The sequence below is a fragment of the Agrobacterium sp. A3-95 genome (genome assembly GCF_053521785.1).
Genome location: NZ_JBNWDR010000003.1, coordinates 472,358 through 488,893, shown reverse-complemented (window position 1 = coordinate 488,893; position 16,536 = coordinate 472,358). Strand labels below are relative to the sequence as shown.

The window sequence follows — 16,536 nt, the reverse complement described above, 5'->3', positions numbered from 1 at the left end:
ATTTTTATGGCATCGGCCCATGCAATCGCATGAATATCAGGCGGTATGACAAAACATCCCGCCCCTCATCGTGAAAAAGCCGCCCCGAAACGGAGCGGCTTTTCCTGTCAATCAATAGCCTGCAACAAACTCAAGCGGACCAGGGTGCAAATTCCGGCATGTTGACCGGAACGAATTCGCGGGCACGTACCTGGTTGCGGGCGGCCGGAGCCTCCACGATCTCATAGGCCGAGCGGTCGCTCAGCAAAGCCTTCAGCGCGTTGGCATTGACCTTGTGGCCGCCGCGATAGGAGCGATAGCAACCGATGAACTGCGCACCGGCAAGTGCCAGGTCGCCCACGGCGTCCAGCGTCTTATGGCGAACGAATTCGTCCTTGGCATAACGCAGGCCTTCCATGTTGATGACGCTATTGTCGTCGGAGATGACAACAGAGTTTTCAAGCGAGGAGCCGAGTGCGTAACCGGCAGCCCACAGGCGCTCCACGTCACGCATGAAGCCGAAGGTGCGGGCGCGCGAAAGCTCGTTCTTGAACGTATCCGCCGTCAGGTCGCCCTTCCAGGACTGCTTGCCGATCAGTGGCGTGTCGAAATCGATATCGACCTCGAACCGTGTGCCGTCGTAAGGGCGGAACTCCGCCCAGGACGCACCCGAATCGATGCGCACCGGCTTGATGACGCGGATATAGCGGCGCTTCACACCAAGGTTCTTGATGCCAGCCGATTCGATCGCATCGATAAATGGCGCAGAGCTGCCGTCCATGATCGGCACTTCCGGACCGTCGACCTCAACGACGAGGTTATCGAGGCCCATGGCGTAGATGGCAGCCATGACGTGCTCGACCGTTGCCACTGACTGGGATAGCGAGCGGCCGAGCACGGTGCACAGATCGGTATTGCCGACATTGGAAGACACCGCCTTCAACTCGGTTACGCTGCCATTTTCATGAAGGCGCTGAAACACGATGCCCGTTCCTGCTTCTGCGGGCTGGAACGTCATCGAAGCCGGATTGCCGGAATGCACGCCAATGCCCTTGAGCTGAACAGCATTTGCGATAGTCGTCTGAAATCCGAGCAGTCCGATAGTCATGCGTATATGCCTTGTTTTGAAAACCGCGCCGTATATTCAGCGCCGTTCAAGTTTTTCAAGCCGGTTTCAACAACCGGCGAGGTCTATGTTTTCCCTTACCCAGTCTCATACATACGCACATGAAAGTGCCAGGACAAATCACTGTTCGTTTCGGATTGTTACACGCACAAGCCATTGAAAAGATGAATTAATTTACTGTTAATAACGCACAATAAAACAAAACGCCCGGGTCGTGTGACCCGGGCGTTTGGAGAGGCGAACGGAATCGCTGTTAGTTGGACTGGCGACGCAGGAACGCCGGAATTTCCAGCTGGTCGTCGTCATGGTGGCTTGCCGAAGAAGGCGTCGCACGACCGTGATCGTCAAGCTGGCCACGACGCGGAGCGTAGAGGCTGGCTTCCGGCGAAAGTGCGCGGCGCTGCTGCGGCGCCATGCTCGGCGCATCCATCATTTCGGAAGGAACTTCTTCCTCTTCGCGTCGGCCAAGCGAGTTGGTGATGCGCTTCAGAAGACCCATCGGGCCACGCTCTTCCTGGGCTGCAGGAGCTGCGTGGGCACGGTGATCCATCTCGGCCTTCACGACCGGCGGAAAGTCCTCGACCTTCGGCATGCGGACAGGCTCGGGCTGGCGGGCAACAGGAGCCTGCTCCTGATAGACCGGAGCCTGCGGCTGCTGCAGACGCGGAGCGGCAACCTGTTCCGGCGCGTGATAGACCGGTGCCGGGGCAACCGGTGCCGGAGCAGCCTGCTGAACCGGCTGGGCCGGACGGAGAGCCGCCGGTGCTTCAGCCGGAGCGGATGCAAAAAGCTTGCTCTGCGGACGGAAATCCTGAGAGGGCTGCTGGTGTGCTGCGAAACCAAGTTCACGTTCCATTTCGGCTTCCGCCGAACGGATGGTCTGGGCGATCTGGTCTACGGTCTTTGGTGCCTGCGATACTGCTTGTGCAGGCTGAACTGCGGCCGGAGCGGGAGCAACGGCCGCGGAAGGACGGATAAGCGGCTTGGCGGCTGCGGCGCGCATATCGGCAATGTTCTGTTCGCCAACGCCCGCAACGCGGTCGATGCCGGTCGCGACGACTGAGACGCGGATGAGACCTTCAAGTGCCTCGTCGAAGGTTGCGCCGAGGATGATGTTGGCATCCGGATCGACTTCTTCGCGAATACGGGTAGCCGCTTCGTCGACTTCGAACAGGGTAAGATCGCGACCGCCGGTGATGGAGATCAGGAGGCCCTGTGCGCCCTTCATCGAGGTTTCGTCGAGCAGCGGGTTGGCGATTGCCGCTTCCGCAGCCTGCATCGCACGGCCCGGACCGGAAGCTTCGCCAGTACCCATCATTGCGCGGCCCATTTCACGCATGACCGAGCGAACGTCAGCGAAGTCGAGGTTGATGAGACCTTCCTTCACCATCAGATCGGTAATGCAGGCAACGCCGGAATAGAGAACCTGGTCAGCCATGGCGAAGGCATCGGCAAAGGTCGTCTTGTCGTTGGCAATGCGGAAGAGGTTCTGGTTCGGAATGACGATCAGCGTATCGACGGACTTCTGCAGTTCCTCGATGCCCTGTTCGGCAAGACGCATGCGGCGACCGCCTTCGAAATGGAAAGGCTTGGTAACGACGCCGACCGTCAGGATACCCTTGTTGCGGGCAGCCTGTGCGACGACAGGTGCAGCACCCGTGCCGGTACCACCACCCATGCCGGCAGTGACGAAGCACATGTGGGTGCCGTTCAGGTGATCGATGATCTCATCGATGCATTCTTCAGCGGCGGCGCGTCCGACTTCCGGCTGGGAACCGGCACCGAGACCCTCGGTGACGTTGACGCCGAGCTGGATGACCCGGTCTGCCTTCGTCATGGTCAGAGCCTGTGCATCCGTGTTGGCGACGACGAAATCGACACCCTGGAGACCAGCCGTGATCATGTTGTTGACAGCGTTACCGCCACCGCCGCCCACACCGAAAACAGTGATGCGTGGCTTCAGCTCGGTGATATCAGGCTTTTGCAGCTGTATCGTCATTTTACCATTCCTTCTTTCTCTGGCCGCATCGCCCCGCTGGCCGATTCTTGAAAACTCAACTTGGAAACCTCAGGCTCACGCCACGAGGCCACTCAGAAACTCTCTTTCAGCCATTGCCCTACCCGGGCTATCCGGCCGCTACCCGTACCAAACGGCGAGAACATTCCGCCTTGCGCCGCATGAATTTCGATGTCCGCCACCTGCGGATAGATCATCAGTCCGCATGCGGTTGAAAATGCCGGTCCCTTTGCCGCAACCGGAAGACCCGCAACCCCCATGGGGCGGCCGATACGAACGTTGCGGGCAAGAATGCGCCGTGCCGTTTCCGGCAGCCCCGTCAGCTGGCTCGCGCCGCCCGTCAGGACAACACGTTTGCCGACGATGGGGCTGAAGCCGGACTTCTGGATACGATCACGGATCAATTCCAGCGTCTCTTCGATACGCGCCCGCACGATGCGGGTAACAAGTGCCCTTGAAACTTGCGATGGTTGATCGCGATCATCTTCGCCAATCGGCGGGATCGAAATCATGTCGCGCTCATCCGCGCCATTCAGCAAAGCCGAACCATGCACCACCTTCAGTCTCTCCGCATCTTCGATTCGTGTCGAGAGGCCTCGTGCAAGATCTGTCGTAACGTGATGACCGCCAAGGCCGATCGCGTCGGTATGAATGAGACGGCCTTCGGCGAAAACCGAGATCGTCGTGGTGCCGCCGCCCATGTCGATGGCTGCACAGCCAAGCTCGACCTCGTCATCGACCAATGCCGCAAGACCGCTGGCATAGGGCGTTGCCACCATGCCCTCAACCGAGAGATGCGCGCGATTGACGCAAAGCTCGAGGTTCTTCAGCGCCGTGCGTTCGACAGTCACCACATGCATGTCGACACCGAGGAGATCGCCATACATCGACAGCGGATCACGAATGCCGCGCTCGCCATCCAGCGAATAGCCTGTTGGCAGCGAATGCAGGATCGCCCGGTCCTGACGCATGGACTGCTGGCTCGCCGCCACCAGAACCTTGCGCAGGTCGCTTGCTTCGACTTCCTGTCCGCCGAGATCGATGCTCGCGGTATAGATGTCGCTTGCCAGCCGGCCGGCGGAAACATTGACGATCAGGCTGTCGACGGTCAGGCCTGCCATGCGCTCGGCCGCATCCACCGAAAGACGGATCACGCCTTCGAGCGCGTCAAGATCGGCGATCACGCCGGATTTCACACCGCGCGAGCGCTGGTGACCAATGCCGATGATTTCCACCTTGTGGGTGCGACCCGGCAGGATTTCGCTTTCCTGGCGCGGCGTCAGCCGTCCGATCATGCAAACGACCTTGGTCGAGCCGATGTCGAGCACCGAGACGATGTGGCTGCGCTTGGAAGACAGCGGCTTCAGGCGAGGCAGACCGAAATGGGAAGAACCAAAAAAGCTCATGTGTTCTTCTCCGCTTTCTTGAGTGCCTTCGTGCGTGCATCTACCGCCGTCTGGCGGCGCTCTGCTGCGCCTTCGGTCAACTGGATCGTGGTGCGGTCCGTCAGACGCAGATCGACGGCAGCGACATCACGCGACAGAACCTTTTCCTCGAGATCGAGCCGTGCCAGCAATTGCAGTGCCTGCGGCAGGTTCTCTTCCGGCAGCTTGACGACGATGCCGTTGTCGAGATGCAGATCCCAGCGGCGGCCGGCAATCCGAACATAGGCGCGAACGCGGTTGCGAATTTCCGGCCAATCGGCCAGTTGCGCGACGAAACCGGCAGCACCCGTTTCCGCGTCACGTCCGACGAAAAGCGGCAGGGCGGCAAATTTATTGTCACGCAGCGGCGCGATCACGCTGCCGCTTTTTTCGATCAGCGACAGTTCCGTGCCATGCTGCCAGATGCCGAAAGCTTCACGCTCCTTCAGGCGAACCTCAACCGTCTTCGGGTAGACCTTGCGGATATCGACATCTTCGACCCAGGGAAGCTGGACGAGCTTGCGGCGTGCCGCATCGATATCAAGCGCAATCAAGGAGGTGCTGCCGTCAAGGCCGAGAAGCTGGAAGACTTCGATTTCCGATGTCTGCAAATTGCCGGATACCTTGACGTCCTCAACCGCAAAACCGGCGGCCGAGGTCGTGGTCTGGGTGACGATATTCGTATGTCCGCCAAGCGACATGCCGTAAAGCCCGATCACCGCGTAAAAGGCAACAGCCGAAATCGTGCCGGTATGGGCGGGAATGTGGATGCGTCCGGTCGCAAGGCTGACACCGAAACGCACGAAACGACGCAGCGGACGCGGCAGCACCCTGCGATCGTCGGCATTTGCCGTCGCCACGAATTGCTCGCGCTTTTTTGCCGTCGACTTTTTGCCGGTCACCGCAAACACGAAGCGTCCTCCACCATCCAGCTGACAAGGTTACCAAAGGAGCGGCCAGCATGGGCCGCCATTTCCGGCACCAGGGAGGTCGGCGTCATGCCCGGCTGCGTATTCACTTCAAGCCAGATAACTTCGCCATCTTCTGAGAAGCGGTCGTCGTAACGAAAGTCTGAACGGCTTACGCCACGGCACCCGATCGCCCGATGCGCCATAACCGCCAGTGTTTGAATTTTTTGGTAAATTTTTGGTGAAATTTCTGCCGGAATGACATGCTTTGAGCCACCGGCTGCGTATTTAGCGTCATAATCATAGAAATTGTGACCCAGCGGCACCACTTCCGTCACACCTAGCGCCTCGCCGTCGAGCACGCCGCAGGTCAGTTCGCGACCATGGATGTAACGCTCGACCATGACTTGGTCGCCGTAACGCCATTCGGACGAGGTAAGGATTTGCGGCGGATGCGACTGGTCTTCCTTGACGATCACCACACCGAAGCTCGAGCCTTCGCGCACCGGCTTCACGACGTAGGGCGGCGCAAGCGGATGTTCGCTGGTGAATTCGAACCGGTTCATGACGCGTTCGTCAGCCACCGGAATGCCAGCAGCCGCAGCCACTTTCTTGGCCTGCGCCTTGTCCATGGCAAGTGCAGAAGCGAGCACGCCGGAATGGGTATAGGGAATGGCGAGATATTCGAGAATGCCCTGAATGGTGCCGTCTTCGCCGAAGGGGCCATGCAGCGCATTGAAGGCGACATCCGGGCGCAGCTCGCCGAGTACGGCGGCGATATCGCGCCCCACATCGACCCGGGTGACCTTGTACCCCTCGCCCTCAAGGGCGAGCGCGCAAGCGTTCCCGGACGAGAGGCTGACCGGCCGCTCCGACGAAAACCCACCCAAAAGAACAGCTACGTGCTTGCCGCCCATCGATACCTCTGACACCAAATCTCCGCTACGATCCGCACCGGAACCAACCGAATTTGACGAACGGTGATTCTGGCACATGATCCTTGAGATCAGTTAAACGCCATTAAGGTTAATGAATCGTTTACTTTCGTTAACCGCCGCGCCCAACATGCCAGTTCCATTAAAGAATCAGCATCGATCCGAATTACCTCCTTGGAATCAGAGAGTTGGACGGATTGCAACATGCAGGTTTTCAATGATCGGAAATAGAACGAGGGTGCCGCACACTTCTATCCCTGATAAAGACAAGGCGAAAACGTTAACGGACGACGCTTTTCCCCAGCGAAAATTATCTGACGTTTCAGCGTTTTAAATCCGTCGCCTGAATCAGTCTCTCAATCTTGAGACTGCGTCCTCGCACACGCTGCGGTCCCTGTCGCACCAGCCGATCACATTGTCCGCTTTATTTCTTTTTTAGCATTCCAAAAGAACAAAAATTGCGTTAACGCAGTCAATGCCTCCCAAGGCATGACATGCAATCATCCAAAAATGGGACCAAAACCATGACTGACGCGATATCTCCGGTATCGCCGACAGCTGGCAATTCGAACGTTGTAAAGACAAATTCGCCTGCACGAGTTCTCACTGCCAGCCTGGTCGGCACGACCATCGAGTTTTTCGATTTTTACGTTTACGCCACGGCCGCAGTGCTCGTGTTTCCGACATTGTTCTTCCCGAACAATGATCCGATGACGGCACTTCTGGCATCCTTCGCCACCTTCTCCATCGCCTTTTTCGCCCGCCCGCTCGGCGCCGTCGTTTTCGGCCATTATGGTGACCGCGTCGGCCGTAAAGCTACGCTTGTCGCCGCTCTGCTGACCATGGGCGTATCGACGGTCGTGATCGGCCTCCTGCCGTCCTATGAGACAGCCGGTGTTCTGGCACCTCTGTTGCTGGCGCTTTGCCGCTTCGGTCAGGGCTTCGGTCTTGGCGGAGAATGGGGTGGTGCGGTCCTGCTGGCCACGGAAAACGCTCCTCCCGGCAAGCGCAGCTGGTACGGGATGTTTCCGCAGCTCGGCGCGCCCGTCGGTCTGTTCCTCTCCTCCGGCGTCTTCTGGATCTTGCTGCACTTCATGTCGCAGGAAGCGCTTCTGAGCTGGGGCTGGCGCATTCCCTTCGTCGCTTCGATCATCCTGATCGCGGTTGGCATGTGGGTTCGTCTGTCGATCACCGAAACGCCTGCCTTCCAGAAGGCAATCGAAAAGGAAGAACGTGTTGCCGTGCCGGTCGTGGAACTGTTCCGCAACCACAAGCGCAGCCTCGCGCTTGGCACTTTCGTAGCGTTGGCTACCTTCGTGCTGTTCTATATCGGTACCGCCTATCTGCTGTCCTACAACGTCAAGGTTCTGAAAATCCCGTTCCTCGACGCACTCGAAGTGCAGATCATGGGCTCCATCGTTTTCGGCATCTTCATCCCGATCGCCGGCAAGCTCGCTGAGCGCTTCGGCCGTCGCGAAATCCTGATCCTGACGACGGTGCTGATCGGCCTGTTCTCGTTCCTGCTGCCTACCCTGATGACAGGCGGTGAAGGTTCGATCTTCATCTTCGCGGCTCTTGCGATGACGCTGATGGGCATGACCTACGGCCTGATTGGAACGGCGCTTGCCGCCCCCTTCCCGACAAGGGTGCGCTACACCGGCTCGTCCATCACCTTCAACATGGCTGGCATCTTCGGCGCATCGCTGGCGCCCTACATCGCCACATGGCTGCAGGTGAATTACGGCATGGGATATGTCGGATATTACCTCTGCGTATCCGCCCTCATCACGCTCGCCTGCATTCTTCTGTCCCGCAAGGATGAAGTCTGAGCGACAGGCCACTAAAAGATCGAGGCCGCGAAATCACCTTTCGCGGCCTTTTTTTGTCTGTGATGATCCTCAGGCGATAATTTGACGGCCACCTTTCGCGCCCGATGAACAGATGCGATTACGCCCGCTACGTTTCGCCTCGTAGAGCGCCATATCCGCATTGTGCATGACCTTCTCGAAAATCTCCCTGTTCCCGCGCAAGGCCACACCTATCGAGATGGTGGTACTGATCTGCAAATCCTGAAAATGAACCGTTGTCGTGGCGATGTTCTCACGGACGCCTTCGCACTGTTCCAGGAACCGGTCCGGGGCAAGGGTGTGGACGACGACAAACTCTTCACCGCCCATCCGCGCCACATGAGCGGCTTCATCGAAACCTTCCCGAATTGTCTTGGCGACACTGGAGATAACCATGTCACCAGCCAAATGGCCGTACCTGTCATTCACGGACTTAAAATGATCAATGTCGATAAATGCGACGCAATACAGCGTGCTCAGGTGAACGCAATTCGAATAAAGACCTAGCCGGTTGTGAAGACCTGTCAGAGCATCAGTCTGGCTGAGCTGCGCAAAACGCTCGTGTGACTGGATCAGTAACTGCATCTGCCTCGCATTGAGCCAGCAAATTAAAAAACCGACGGTGAAAGAGATTGTCGTACTAAGGACCAGGCCGATTGTGAGCCCATTGCTCAAGTCCGAGACCAGGTCCAACTGCGCCATCGTCAGGATCGCAACGACACAGATAACGGCGGCTATGGAAGCGATCAGGCAAGCCAATCGAAATGATGACTGTACCGGGTCAAGCCGACGCCATCCATCCGGTGTCGCCACGGTGAATGTCGTTATCGCGACGAGTTCGCTTAAAAAACGTGAGAAGTGTCCGCTTACGCGATCGGCAATGAAAATGCTCATAAATATCACCCAAGCAGTAGAGTGGCGCAACGCTGCCTCTCCCGTAATCTAAATACTGCTTATAGATAAAAACTATTGATCGACCGTTACCCTTCGCCAAGGATGATATGAAACAAAAACTCCTGGCCGCTTGGTGCTGCCAGGAGAGATATGAAACGGCTAACGCAGTTGCTCATGGCAATCGCGAGGCATCGCAATTTTCAGGCGCCGAGGAAGGGCTCCACTTCACGACCCGGCATGAATAGCCCAAGCCGTTTGATTTCCCACTCCAGCCGAATGCCCGACTTCTCGAACACGCGCTTGCGAATGGTCTCGCCCAGATATTCCAGATCGTAACCGGTCGCATGGCCGGTATTGATCATGAAATTGCAATGCAGCGATGACATCTGCGCACCGCCGATAACCAGACCGCGACCGCCCGCTTCGTCGATCAGCTCCCAGGCGGAATGACCTTCGGGGTTCTTGAAGGTCGATCCACCGGTCTGTTCACGGATCGGCTGCACGGTTTCGCGGTGGTGACGCACGGCGTCCATATCGGCGCGGATCTTCGCGCGGTCTTCCGGATAACCCTCAAACAGGGCACCGGTGAAGATCAGACCAGCATCGGCGCCGGAGTGGCGATAGCTGTAATCCATATCGGCATTGGAGAGCACATGCTGGTTGCCCTGACGGTCCACCGCATAAACCTCCACGACACGCTCACGCGTTTCACCGCCGTTGGCGCCCGCATTCATGCGCAGAGCGCCGCCGATGGAGCCGGGAATACCGTAATAGAAATGGAAACCGCCAATGCCATTATCCATGGCCATCGCGGCAATATGCTTGTCCGGGCAGATGGCGCCTGCCTTGATGCGGTTTTCACCCGAAAGCTCCACCGAGCCGAAACCTTTGGCGGAAAGACGGACGACGACACCTGGAATGCCGCCATCGCGCACCAGAAGGTTCGAGCCGACACCGACCACGGTCAACGGCACGTCCTCCGGCAGGATTTTCAGGAATGTAACCAGATCGTCGGTATCGTGCGGCTGGAACATGACTTCCGCAAGACCGCCGGCTCTGAACCACGTCACGCGGTCCATGGGCGCATCCGGTGTCAGACGTCCCCGCAATTCCTTTACCCCGTCGCCGAGCCTCCCCAGCAATTTAACCCCATCGACCTGTCTCATTCAGACTTTCCTGATATGCTCTTCAATTCCGAAGGCAGCGCTGCCGCCCATTGCGTGATATTTCCGGCCCCCAAGAGAACCACGAAATCGCCCGGATTCGCAATGCCTGCAACCACTGACGCGAGATCTTCCCGTTTTTCGAGAAAACGGGCATCGCGATGGCCGGCAGCCTTGATTGCGGAGACCAGCGCTTCCGAGCTTGCGCCCTCGATCGGATCTTCGCCCGCTGCATAGACCGGAGCAAGAATAATCGTATCGGCATCGTTAAAACAATGCGCGAAATCATCGAACAGGCTGGAAAGGCGGCTGTAGCGGTGCGGCTGGTGCACGGCGATGATGCGGCCCTTGCAGGCTTCGCGCGCAGCCGCGAGCACAGCCTTGATCTCAACCGGATGGTGGCCGTAATCGTCGAAGACCTGCACGCCATTGGCTTCGCCCGTCAGCGTGAAACGACGCTTGACGCCGGCAAAGGAGGCAAGGCCCTTCTTGATGTCCGCTTCCGAAATACCGAGACGATTGGCGACGGCAATCGCGGCCGTTGCGTTCGAAACATTGTGGCGACCGGGCATCGGCAGGACGAGGTCCGTGAAGGAGAATATCTTGCCGGTGCGGCGCCGGCGAATTTCCACATCGAAGATAGACCGTGTGCCATCGATGCGCACATTCGAAAACCGCACGTCGGCCTGTGGGTTCTCACCATAGGTGATGACCTTACGGTCTTCGATACGCCCAACCAGAGCCTGCACCTCGGGATGGTCGAGACACATGACGCCAAAGCCGTAGAACGGAACATTCTCCACGAATTGCCGGAAAGCAGCGCGCACGGCATCGAAATTGCCGTAGTGGTCAAGATGTTCCGGGTCGATATTGGTGATCACGGCCACATCGGCCGGAAGCTTCAGGAATGTGCCATCGGATTCATCGGCCTCCACCACCATCCACTCGCCCTCGCCCATGCGGGCGTTGGTGCCATAGGCGTTGATGATGCCGCCGTTGATCACGGTCGGGTCGAGATTGCCGGCTTCCAGCAGGGTCGCGACCATCGAGGTCGTCGTGGTCTTGCCGTGCGTGCCACCGATGGCAATGGCGTTGCGGAAACGCATGAGTTCAGCCAGCATTTCGGCACGGCGAACGATCGGCAGGTGTTTTTCCCGCGCGGCGATCAGCTCCGGATTGTTCTTCTTGATCGCGGTGGAAACGACCACGACCTCGGCATCACCGAGATTATCCGCCGTGTGGCCGACGAAGACCTCGATGCCCTTGTCGCGCAGGCGCTGCACATTGGCGCTGTCGGCCTGGTCGGAGCCCTGTACGCGATGACCGAGATTGTGAAGCACTTCGGCAATGCCGCTCATGCCGATCCCGCCTATGCCGATGAAATGGACAAGGCCTATGGCTTTCGGCATCTTCATGCCTCAACTCCTTCAATGTTCTTCTTGAATTCCTGTACGGACTTTCCGCTCGCAATCGCCTCGACCAGATCGGCCAGTACATCTGCCGCGTGCGGTTTTCCTGTCGCCTTGGCCGCCGCCGCCGTTGCGGACAACCGATCCGGCTCGGACAGCGCCGAGGACAGAAGGCCGGAGAGCTTCTGCGGCGACAGTTCCGACTGCTTGATAACGCTTGCACCGCCGGCTGCCGAAAGCGCTGCCGCATTGGCCGCCTGATCGTGATCCAGCGCATGCGGATAAGGCACGAGGATCGAGGGTCGGCCGATGACCGAAAGCTCCGATACCGTCGATGCACCCGAACGGCTGATGACCAGATCGGCCTCACCGATGCGCGAGGCCATGTCGCCGAAGAAAGGCGAGACATCCGCCTTCACGCCCAGCTTCTGATACGAGGAGATCACACTGTCCTTGTCTTCGGGGCGCGCCTGCTGGGTCACGACGATGCGCTTGCGCTGTTCGTCCTTCAACAGGCAGATCGCCGCCGGAACGGCGCTGGAAAAGAACTGCGCTCCCTGGCTGCCGCCAAAAACCACGAGCTGGAACGTCTCGCCGGTCTGCGAAGGCGTATAGGGTATCTCTGACGCCGCCAGCACCGCCGGGCGCACGGGATTGCCGGTCGCAACCGTCTTGTCGGAATATTGGCCGTTGGCGGGCGGCAGAAAACCGCCGGCAATCGCCTTCACACGGGCCGCCAGCGCCTTGTTGGCACGACCCATCACCGCATTCTGCTCGTGAATGATCGATGGCACGCCAAGCCCGGTCGAGGCAAGCAGCGGCGGCACGGTGGGATAACCGCCAAAGCCGACGACCGCAACCGGCTTCAGCTTCGTGATCAGCCGGCGCGCTGAACGCAGCCCTGTCCACAGCTTCCACAGCGAACGCGCCACGGAAATCGGGTTTTTCGAACCAATGGTGGCGGATGGAACGACGTGAATTTCTTCCGCCGGAAACTTTCCCGCATAACGCTCGGCACGGCTGTCGGTGACCAGATGCACCTGATAACCGCGCGCTTTCAGCGTGTGCGCCAAGGCCTCGGCTGGAAAGACATGGCCGCCGGTACCCCCGGCGGCGAGCAGAACAATACCCTTGCTCATGATCATTTACTCCGCAGGAACGCCGGAACCGACGCGGAAGAAGCTGCGCTCCTGCGCCCTCTTTTCCGGCCTGTGGCGTGTCAGCGCCAGAAGGAAGCCTGCCGTGACGCAGATCGCCATCATCGACGAACCACCATAGGAAATCAGCGGCAGCGTCATGCCCTTGGCGGGCATAAGCTCCAGATTAACGCCGATATTGATCATCGACTGCATGCCGATCTGCAGGACCAGACCGGCCACGGCAAAGCGGCAGAAATCGTCTTTTTCCCTGAAGGCGTGCGAGAGGCCGCGCAACACGATGAAGGCGAAGATCGCCACAAGGAACATGCAGAAAACAATCCCGAATTCTTCCGCCGCCACCGAGAAGATGAAGTCGGTATGGCTGTCGGGAATGATACGCTTGACGATGCCCTCACCCGGGCCGCGACCGAACCAGTCGCCACGAATGATCGCCTCGCGCGCCGTATCCACCTGGAAGGTATCACCCTCACCGGTCCAGAAACGGTCGATACGGCCGGCGACGTGCGGCAGGAGCAGATAGGCGGAGACGATGCCGAGAACGCCGAGGCCGCCGAGCACGATGATCCAGAACCAGGGAACACCGGCCATGAAGAACATGCCGCCCCACACCACCGATGTCAGGATGGTCTGGCCAAAGTCGGGCTGGGCAATCAGAAGTGCCGCCACGATACCGAAGGTGATGATAGCAAAGAGGTTACCGGGAATTTCGGGGTGGCGCGCGCGTTCGGCAAACAGCCAGGCGCAGACAATGACGAAGGCGGGTTTCATGAATTCCGATGGCTGGATCGAGAAGCTGCCGATGGAAATCCAGCGCCGTGCGCCCTTGACCTCGATACCGAAGAACAGCGCGAAAATCATCATCAGCAGCGACGCGATCAGCATCATCACCGCCACGCGTCGGACCTGACGCGGCGACAGGAAGGAAAGACCGATCATGATCGCCAGCGAAGGCACCATGAACATCGCCTGACGTTCCACGAAGAAGAAGCTGTTGAGACCGATGCGTTCGGCAACCGCCGGCGATGCCGCAAATGACAGCATCAGGCCGATGCCCATCAGCGCGATGAACGCCGCCAGAAAGAAACGGTCGATGGTCCAGAACCATTCCGCGACCGGACCGCGATCAACTCGGCTTACCATGGCCTCAGCCCCCTTTTCCAGAGTGAACGAGCATCGTCACGCCATCGAGCGCCGCAACCTGCGCGACGAACGAATCACCTCTGATTTCAAAGTTCTTATATTGGTCGAAGCTTGCGCAAGCCGGGGATAACATCACGATACTGCCGGCCGTCGCATCTTTTTCCGCATCCGCCGCCGCATGCTGCACCGCCTTGTCCAGCGTGCCGGATATTTCATAAGGCACGGCTTCGCCGAGCGTCGCTGCAAATTCCGCCGCCGCCTCGCCGATCAGATAAGCCTTGGCGATGCGCGGAAACAGGGGCGCAAGGCTGGCAATGCCGCCGGCCTTTGGCAGACCGCCCGCGATCCAATAGATGCGCTCATAGCTCGACAAGGCCGGTGCTGCGGCATCGGCATTGGTGGCCTTGCTGTCATTGACGAAAGTGACATTGCCGCGCCGACCGACCGGCTGCATGCGATGTTTTAGGCCGGGGAAGGACTTGAGACCTGCGCGAACGTCCTCTTCGGAAACGCCGACGGCAAGGCATGCGGCAATTGCAGCCGCTGCATTCTGGGCATTGTGGCTGCCGCGAAGCGTCTGGATGCCGTCGAGATCGACCAGCAGCGAGGACTTGCCCCCATGCGCCCGCAGGATGCGGCTGCCTTCGGCATAAAGACCTTCGGAAACGACATTGCGCTTGGAAATGCGCTCCACCTTCACGCCCGCACGCTCGATGCGGTCGGCGATCAGCGTGGAATAGCTGTCATCAACGCCGACAATTGCCGTGCCACTGCCGGCCACAAGCCGTTCCTTGACATCGGCATAATGCTGCATGGTGCCGTGCCGGTCGAGATGGTCGGGCGTCAGATTGAGCAGAATGCCGGCCGTCGGATTGATCGTCGGCGCCAGATCGATCTGGTAGGACGAGCATTCAACGACATAGAAACGTTGCGCTTTCGGCGGATCGAGGCTCAGCACGGCAGTGCCGATATTGCCGCCGAGTTGTGTATCGCGGCCCGAAGCCTTGAGGATATGGGCAATCAGTGCGGTCGTCGTGGATTTGCCGTTCGTGCCGGTGATGGCGATGAAGGGGCAATCCGGCGCATGTGCCCGGCGCTCGCGAATGAAAAGCTCGATATCGCCGATAATCTCGACGCCCGCCGCCCGGGCAAGATCGACCGACCAGTGCGGCTTCGGATGCGTCAGCGGCACGCCGGGTGCGAGCACGAAAGACGAAAAGGAATGCCAGTCTATCGTTCGAAGATCAGCCGTCGTTATCCCTTCGGCCTCAGCCTTGGCGACGCTGTCGGGATTATCGTCGAAAGCAACGACATCCGCGCCGCCGGCAACCAGTGCCCGGGCCGTGACGAGGCCCGAACCGCCAAGCCCGAAAAGCGCGACCTTCTTACCTCTGAACGACGAGACCGGGATCATCGCTCACCTCAGCTTCAGCGTAGCGAGGCCGAGCAGCGCCAGACCGACGGAAATGATCCAGAAACGGATGACCACCTGGCTTTCCGTCCAGCCTTTTTTCTCGAAATGATGGTGGATGGGCGCCATCAGGAAAACGCGCCTGCCGGTGCGCTTAAACCAGAAAACCTGGATGATGACCGAGAGCGTTTCCATCACGAACAGGCCGCCGACGATGACCATGACGATCTCGTGCTTGGTGGCGACAGCGATGGAGCCGATGAGGCCGCCGAGCGCCAGCGAACCCGTATCACCCATGAAGATGGCGGCGGGCGGCGCGTTGAACCACAGGAAGCCGAGACCAGCCCCGACCACCGCGCCGACGATGACAGCGAGCTCACCCGTTCCGGGCACGAAGTTGATCTGCAGGTAATTGGCGAAAACCGCGTTACCGGCGAGATAAGCAATCACGCCGAAGGTGGCGGCTGCAATCATGACAGGCACGATGGCGAGACCATCGAGACCGTCGGTCAGGTTAACCGCATTGCCGGCGCCGACAATCACGAAAGCACCGAACAGCACGAAGAAATAGCCGAGATTGATCACGAGTTCCTTGAAGAACGGAAAGGCGATGGAGCTTCCGAGCGTGCCGCCATGCGGTGCGGAAGCAAGCGCCACCTTCATCATGAAGAACACGGCAATCGCCGCAATCAGGAATTCGATGCCGAGACGGGCTTTGCCGGAAAAGCCCTTGTCGCTCTGCTTCGTCACCTTGAGATAGTCGTCATAAAAGCCGATAGCCCCGAAGCCGAGCGTCACCATCAGAACGGCGACGACGTAGACGTTCGACAGGTCACCCCAGAGGAGCGAACCGCCGAGAATACCGGCAAGGATCATCAGCCCGCCCATGGTCGGCGTGCCAGCCTTCTTGAAATGCGTCTGCGGCCCGTCGGCGCGGATTGGCTGGCCCTTGCCCTGGCGCACGCGCAGCGAATTGATGATCGCCGGTCCGAAAAGGAAGACGATCAACGCAGAGGTGAACATCGCCGCACCCGCCCGGAAGGTGATGTACCGGAAGAGGTTGAAGACTTGAATTTTATCCGACAGTTCGACGAGCCAGATCAGCATAATTGCCCTTTCAAAA

At 59.0% G+C, this 16,536-nt stretch carries 13 protein-coding genes; 1 reads left to right on the top strand and 12 read right to left on the bottom strand.

All coding sequences use genetic code 11. From position 1 onward, the window contains the following. Positions 1–130: 130 nt before the first annotated feature. From lpxC to ACQZ5Y_RS11700, 5 genes are all read right to left on the bottom strand, one after another. Positions 131–1,087, bottom strand: a complete 957-nt coding sequence (lpxC, locus tag ACQZ5Y_RS11720; protein ID WP_003513204.1) for a UDP-3-O-acyl-N-acetylglucosamine deacetylase — start codon at positions 1,085–1,087, stop codon at positions 131–133. A 271-nt stretch (positions 1,088–1,358) separates the two neighbouring features. Beyond that, positions 1,359–3,104, bottom strand: a complete 1,746-nt coding sequence (ftsZ, locus tag ACQZ5Y_RS11715; RefSeq protein ID WP_065659193.1) for a cell division protein FtsZ — start codon at positions 3,102–3,104, stop codon at positions 1,359–1,361. A gap of 92 nt (positions 3,105–3,196) precedes the next feature. Beyond that, complete coding sequence (ftsA, locus tag ACQZ5Y_RS11710) at positions 3,197–4,528, bottom strand: cell division protein FtsA (protein WP_003513208.1); 1,332 nt, start codon at positions 4,526–4,528, stop codon at positions 3,197–3,199. Further along, positions 4,525–5,457, bottom strand: coding sequence for a cell division protein FtsQ/DivIB (locus ACQZ5Y_RS11705; RefSeq protein WP_003513210.1), 933 nt, complete (start codon positions 5,455–5,457; stop codon positions 4,525–4,527). Before ACQZ5Y_RS11705 ends, ftsA begins: the two co-directional genes overlap by 4 nt. After that, positions 5,445–6,371 (bottom strand): D-alanine--D-alanine ligase, encoded by a 927-nt coding sequence (locus ACQZ5Y_RS11700; RefSeq protein WP_115062179.1) that lies wholly within the window; start codon positions 6,369–6,371, stop codon positions 5,445–5,447. Before ACQZ5Y_RS11700 ends, ACQZ5Y_RS11705 begins: the two co-directional genes overlap by 13 nt. A gap of 542 nt (positions 6,372–6,913) precedes the next feature. Between ACQZ5Y_RS11700 and ACQZ5Y_RS11695 the strand changes: the two genes are divergently transcribed. Then, on the top strand, positions 6,914–8,218 hold the full coding sequence (locus ACQZ5Y_RS11695) for an MFS transporter (protein ID WP_003513212.1): 1,305 nt from the start codon (positions 6,914–6,916) through the stop codon (positions 8,216–8,218). A gap of 69 nt (positions 8,219–8,287) precedes the next feature. On the opposite strand, the gene ACQZ5Y_RS11690 is transcribed toward ACQZ5Y_RS11695, so the two are convergent. The 7 genes from ACQZ5Y_RS11690 to mraY form a co-directional block, all read right to left on the bottom strand. Beyond that, entirely contained in the window at positions 8,288–9,130 is an 843-nt protein-coding gene (locus ACQZ5Y_RS11690; RefSeq protein WP_236762894.1) for a GGDEF domain-containing protein, read from the bottom strand. 200 nt (positions 9,131–9,330) lie between these two features. Beyond that, a complete protein-coding gene (gene murB / locus ACQZ5Y_RS11685; RefSeq protein WP_003513214.1) occupies positions 9,331–10,296 on the bottom strand; it encodes a UDP-N-acetylmuramate dehydrogenase in 966 nt (321 codons plus the stop codon). Beyond that, entirely contained in the window at positions 10,293–11,708 is a 1,416-nt protein-coding gene (gene murC, locus ACQZ5Y_RS11680; protein ID WP_038491615.1) for a UDP-N-acetylmuramate--L-alanine ligase, read from the bottom strand. Before murC ends, murB begins: the two co-directional genes overlap by 4 nt. Further along, a complete protein-coding gene (gene murG, locus ACQZ5Y_RS11675; RefSeq protein ID WP_013636510.1) occupies positions 11,705–12,841 on the bottom strand; it encodes an undecaprenyldiphospho-muramoylpentapeptide beta-N-acetylglucosaminyltransferase in 1,137 nt (378 codons plus the stop codon). Before murG ends, murC begins: the two co-directional genes overlap by 4 nt. 6 nt (positions 12,842–12,847) lie before the next feature. After that, the gene (gene ftsW / locus ACQZ5Y_RS11670; RefSeq protein ID WP_003513223.1) at positions 12,848–14,002 is read right to left on the bottom strand and encodes a putative lipid II flippase FtsW; all 1,155 of its coding nucleotides are present in this window, start codon (positions 14,000–14,002) and stop codon (positions 12,848–12,850) included. A 4-nt stretch (positions 14,003–14,006) separates the two neighbouring features. Continuing rightward, positions 14,007–15,416 carry a UDP-N-acetylmuramoyl-L-alanine--D-glutamate ligase gene (murD, locus tag ACQZ5Y_RS11665; RefSeq protein ID WP_145166700.1) on the bottom strand — a complete coding sequence of 470 codons (1,410 nt, stop codon included), beginning with the start codon at positions 15,414–15,416 and terminating at the stop codon, positions 14,007–14,009. Between the two features lie 3 nt (positions 15,417–15,419). Beyond that, complete coding sequence (gene mraY, locus ACQZ5Y_RS11660) at positions 15,420–16,520, bottom strand: phospho-N-acetylmuramoyl-pentapeptide-transferase (protein WP_003513226.1); 1,101 nt, start codon at positions 16,518–16,520, stop codon at positions 15,420–15,422. Positions 16,521–16,536 lie beyond the last annotated feature (16 nt).

Bases quoted from the DNA above. Each gene is read 5' to 3' on its own strand.
- lpxC (WP_003513204.1), bottom strand. From the start codon at position 1,087: ATGACTATCGGACTGCTCGGATTTCAGACGACTATCGCAAATGCTGTT.
- ftsZ (WP_065659193.1), bottom strand. From the start codon at position 3,104: ATGACGATACAGCTGCAAAAGCCTGATATCACCGAGCTGAAGCCACGC.
- ftsA (WP_003513208.1), bottom strand. From the start codon at position 4,528: ATGAGCTTTTTTGGTTCTTCCCATTTCGGTCTGCCTCGCCTGAAGCCG.
- ACQZ5Y_RS11700 (WP_115062179.1), bottom strand. From the start codon at position 6,371: ATGGGCGGCAAGCACGTAGCTGTTCTTTTGGGTGGGTTTTCGTCGGAG.
- ACQZ5Y_RS11695 (WP_003513212.1), top strand. From the start codon at position 6,914: ATGACTGACGCGATATCTCCGGTATCGCCGACAGCTGGCAATTCGAAC.
- ACQZ5Y_RS11690 (WP_236762894.1), bottom strand. From the start codon at position 9,130: ATGAGCATTTTCATTGCCGATCGCGTAAGCGGACACTTCTCACGTTTT.
- murB (WP_003513214.1), bottom strand. From the start codon at position 10,296: ATGAGACAGGTCGATGGGGTTAAATTGCTGGGGAGGCTCGGCGACGGG.
- murC (WP_038491615.1), bottom strand. From the start codon at position 11,708: ATGAAGATGCCGAAAGCCATAGGCCTTGTCCATTTCATCGGCATAGGC.
- murG (WP_013636510.1), bottom strand. From the start codon at position 12,841: ATGAGCAAGGGTATTGTTCTGCTCGCCGCCGGGGGTACCGGCGGCCAT.
- ftsW (WP_003513223.1), bottom strand. From the start codon at position 14,002: ATGGTAAGCCGAGTTGATCGCGGTCCGGTCGCGGAATGGTTCTGGACC.
- murD (WP_145166700.1), bottom strand. From the start codon at position 15,416: ATGATCCCGGTCTCGTCGTTCAGAGGTAAGAAGGTCGCGCTTTTCGGG.
- mraY (WP_003513226.1), bottom strand. From the start codon at position 16,520: ATGCTGATCTGGCTCGTCGAACTGTCGGATAAAATTCAAGTCTTCAAC.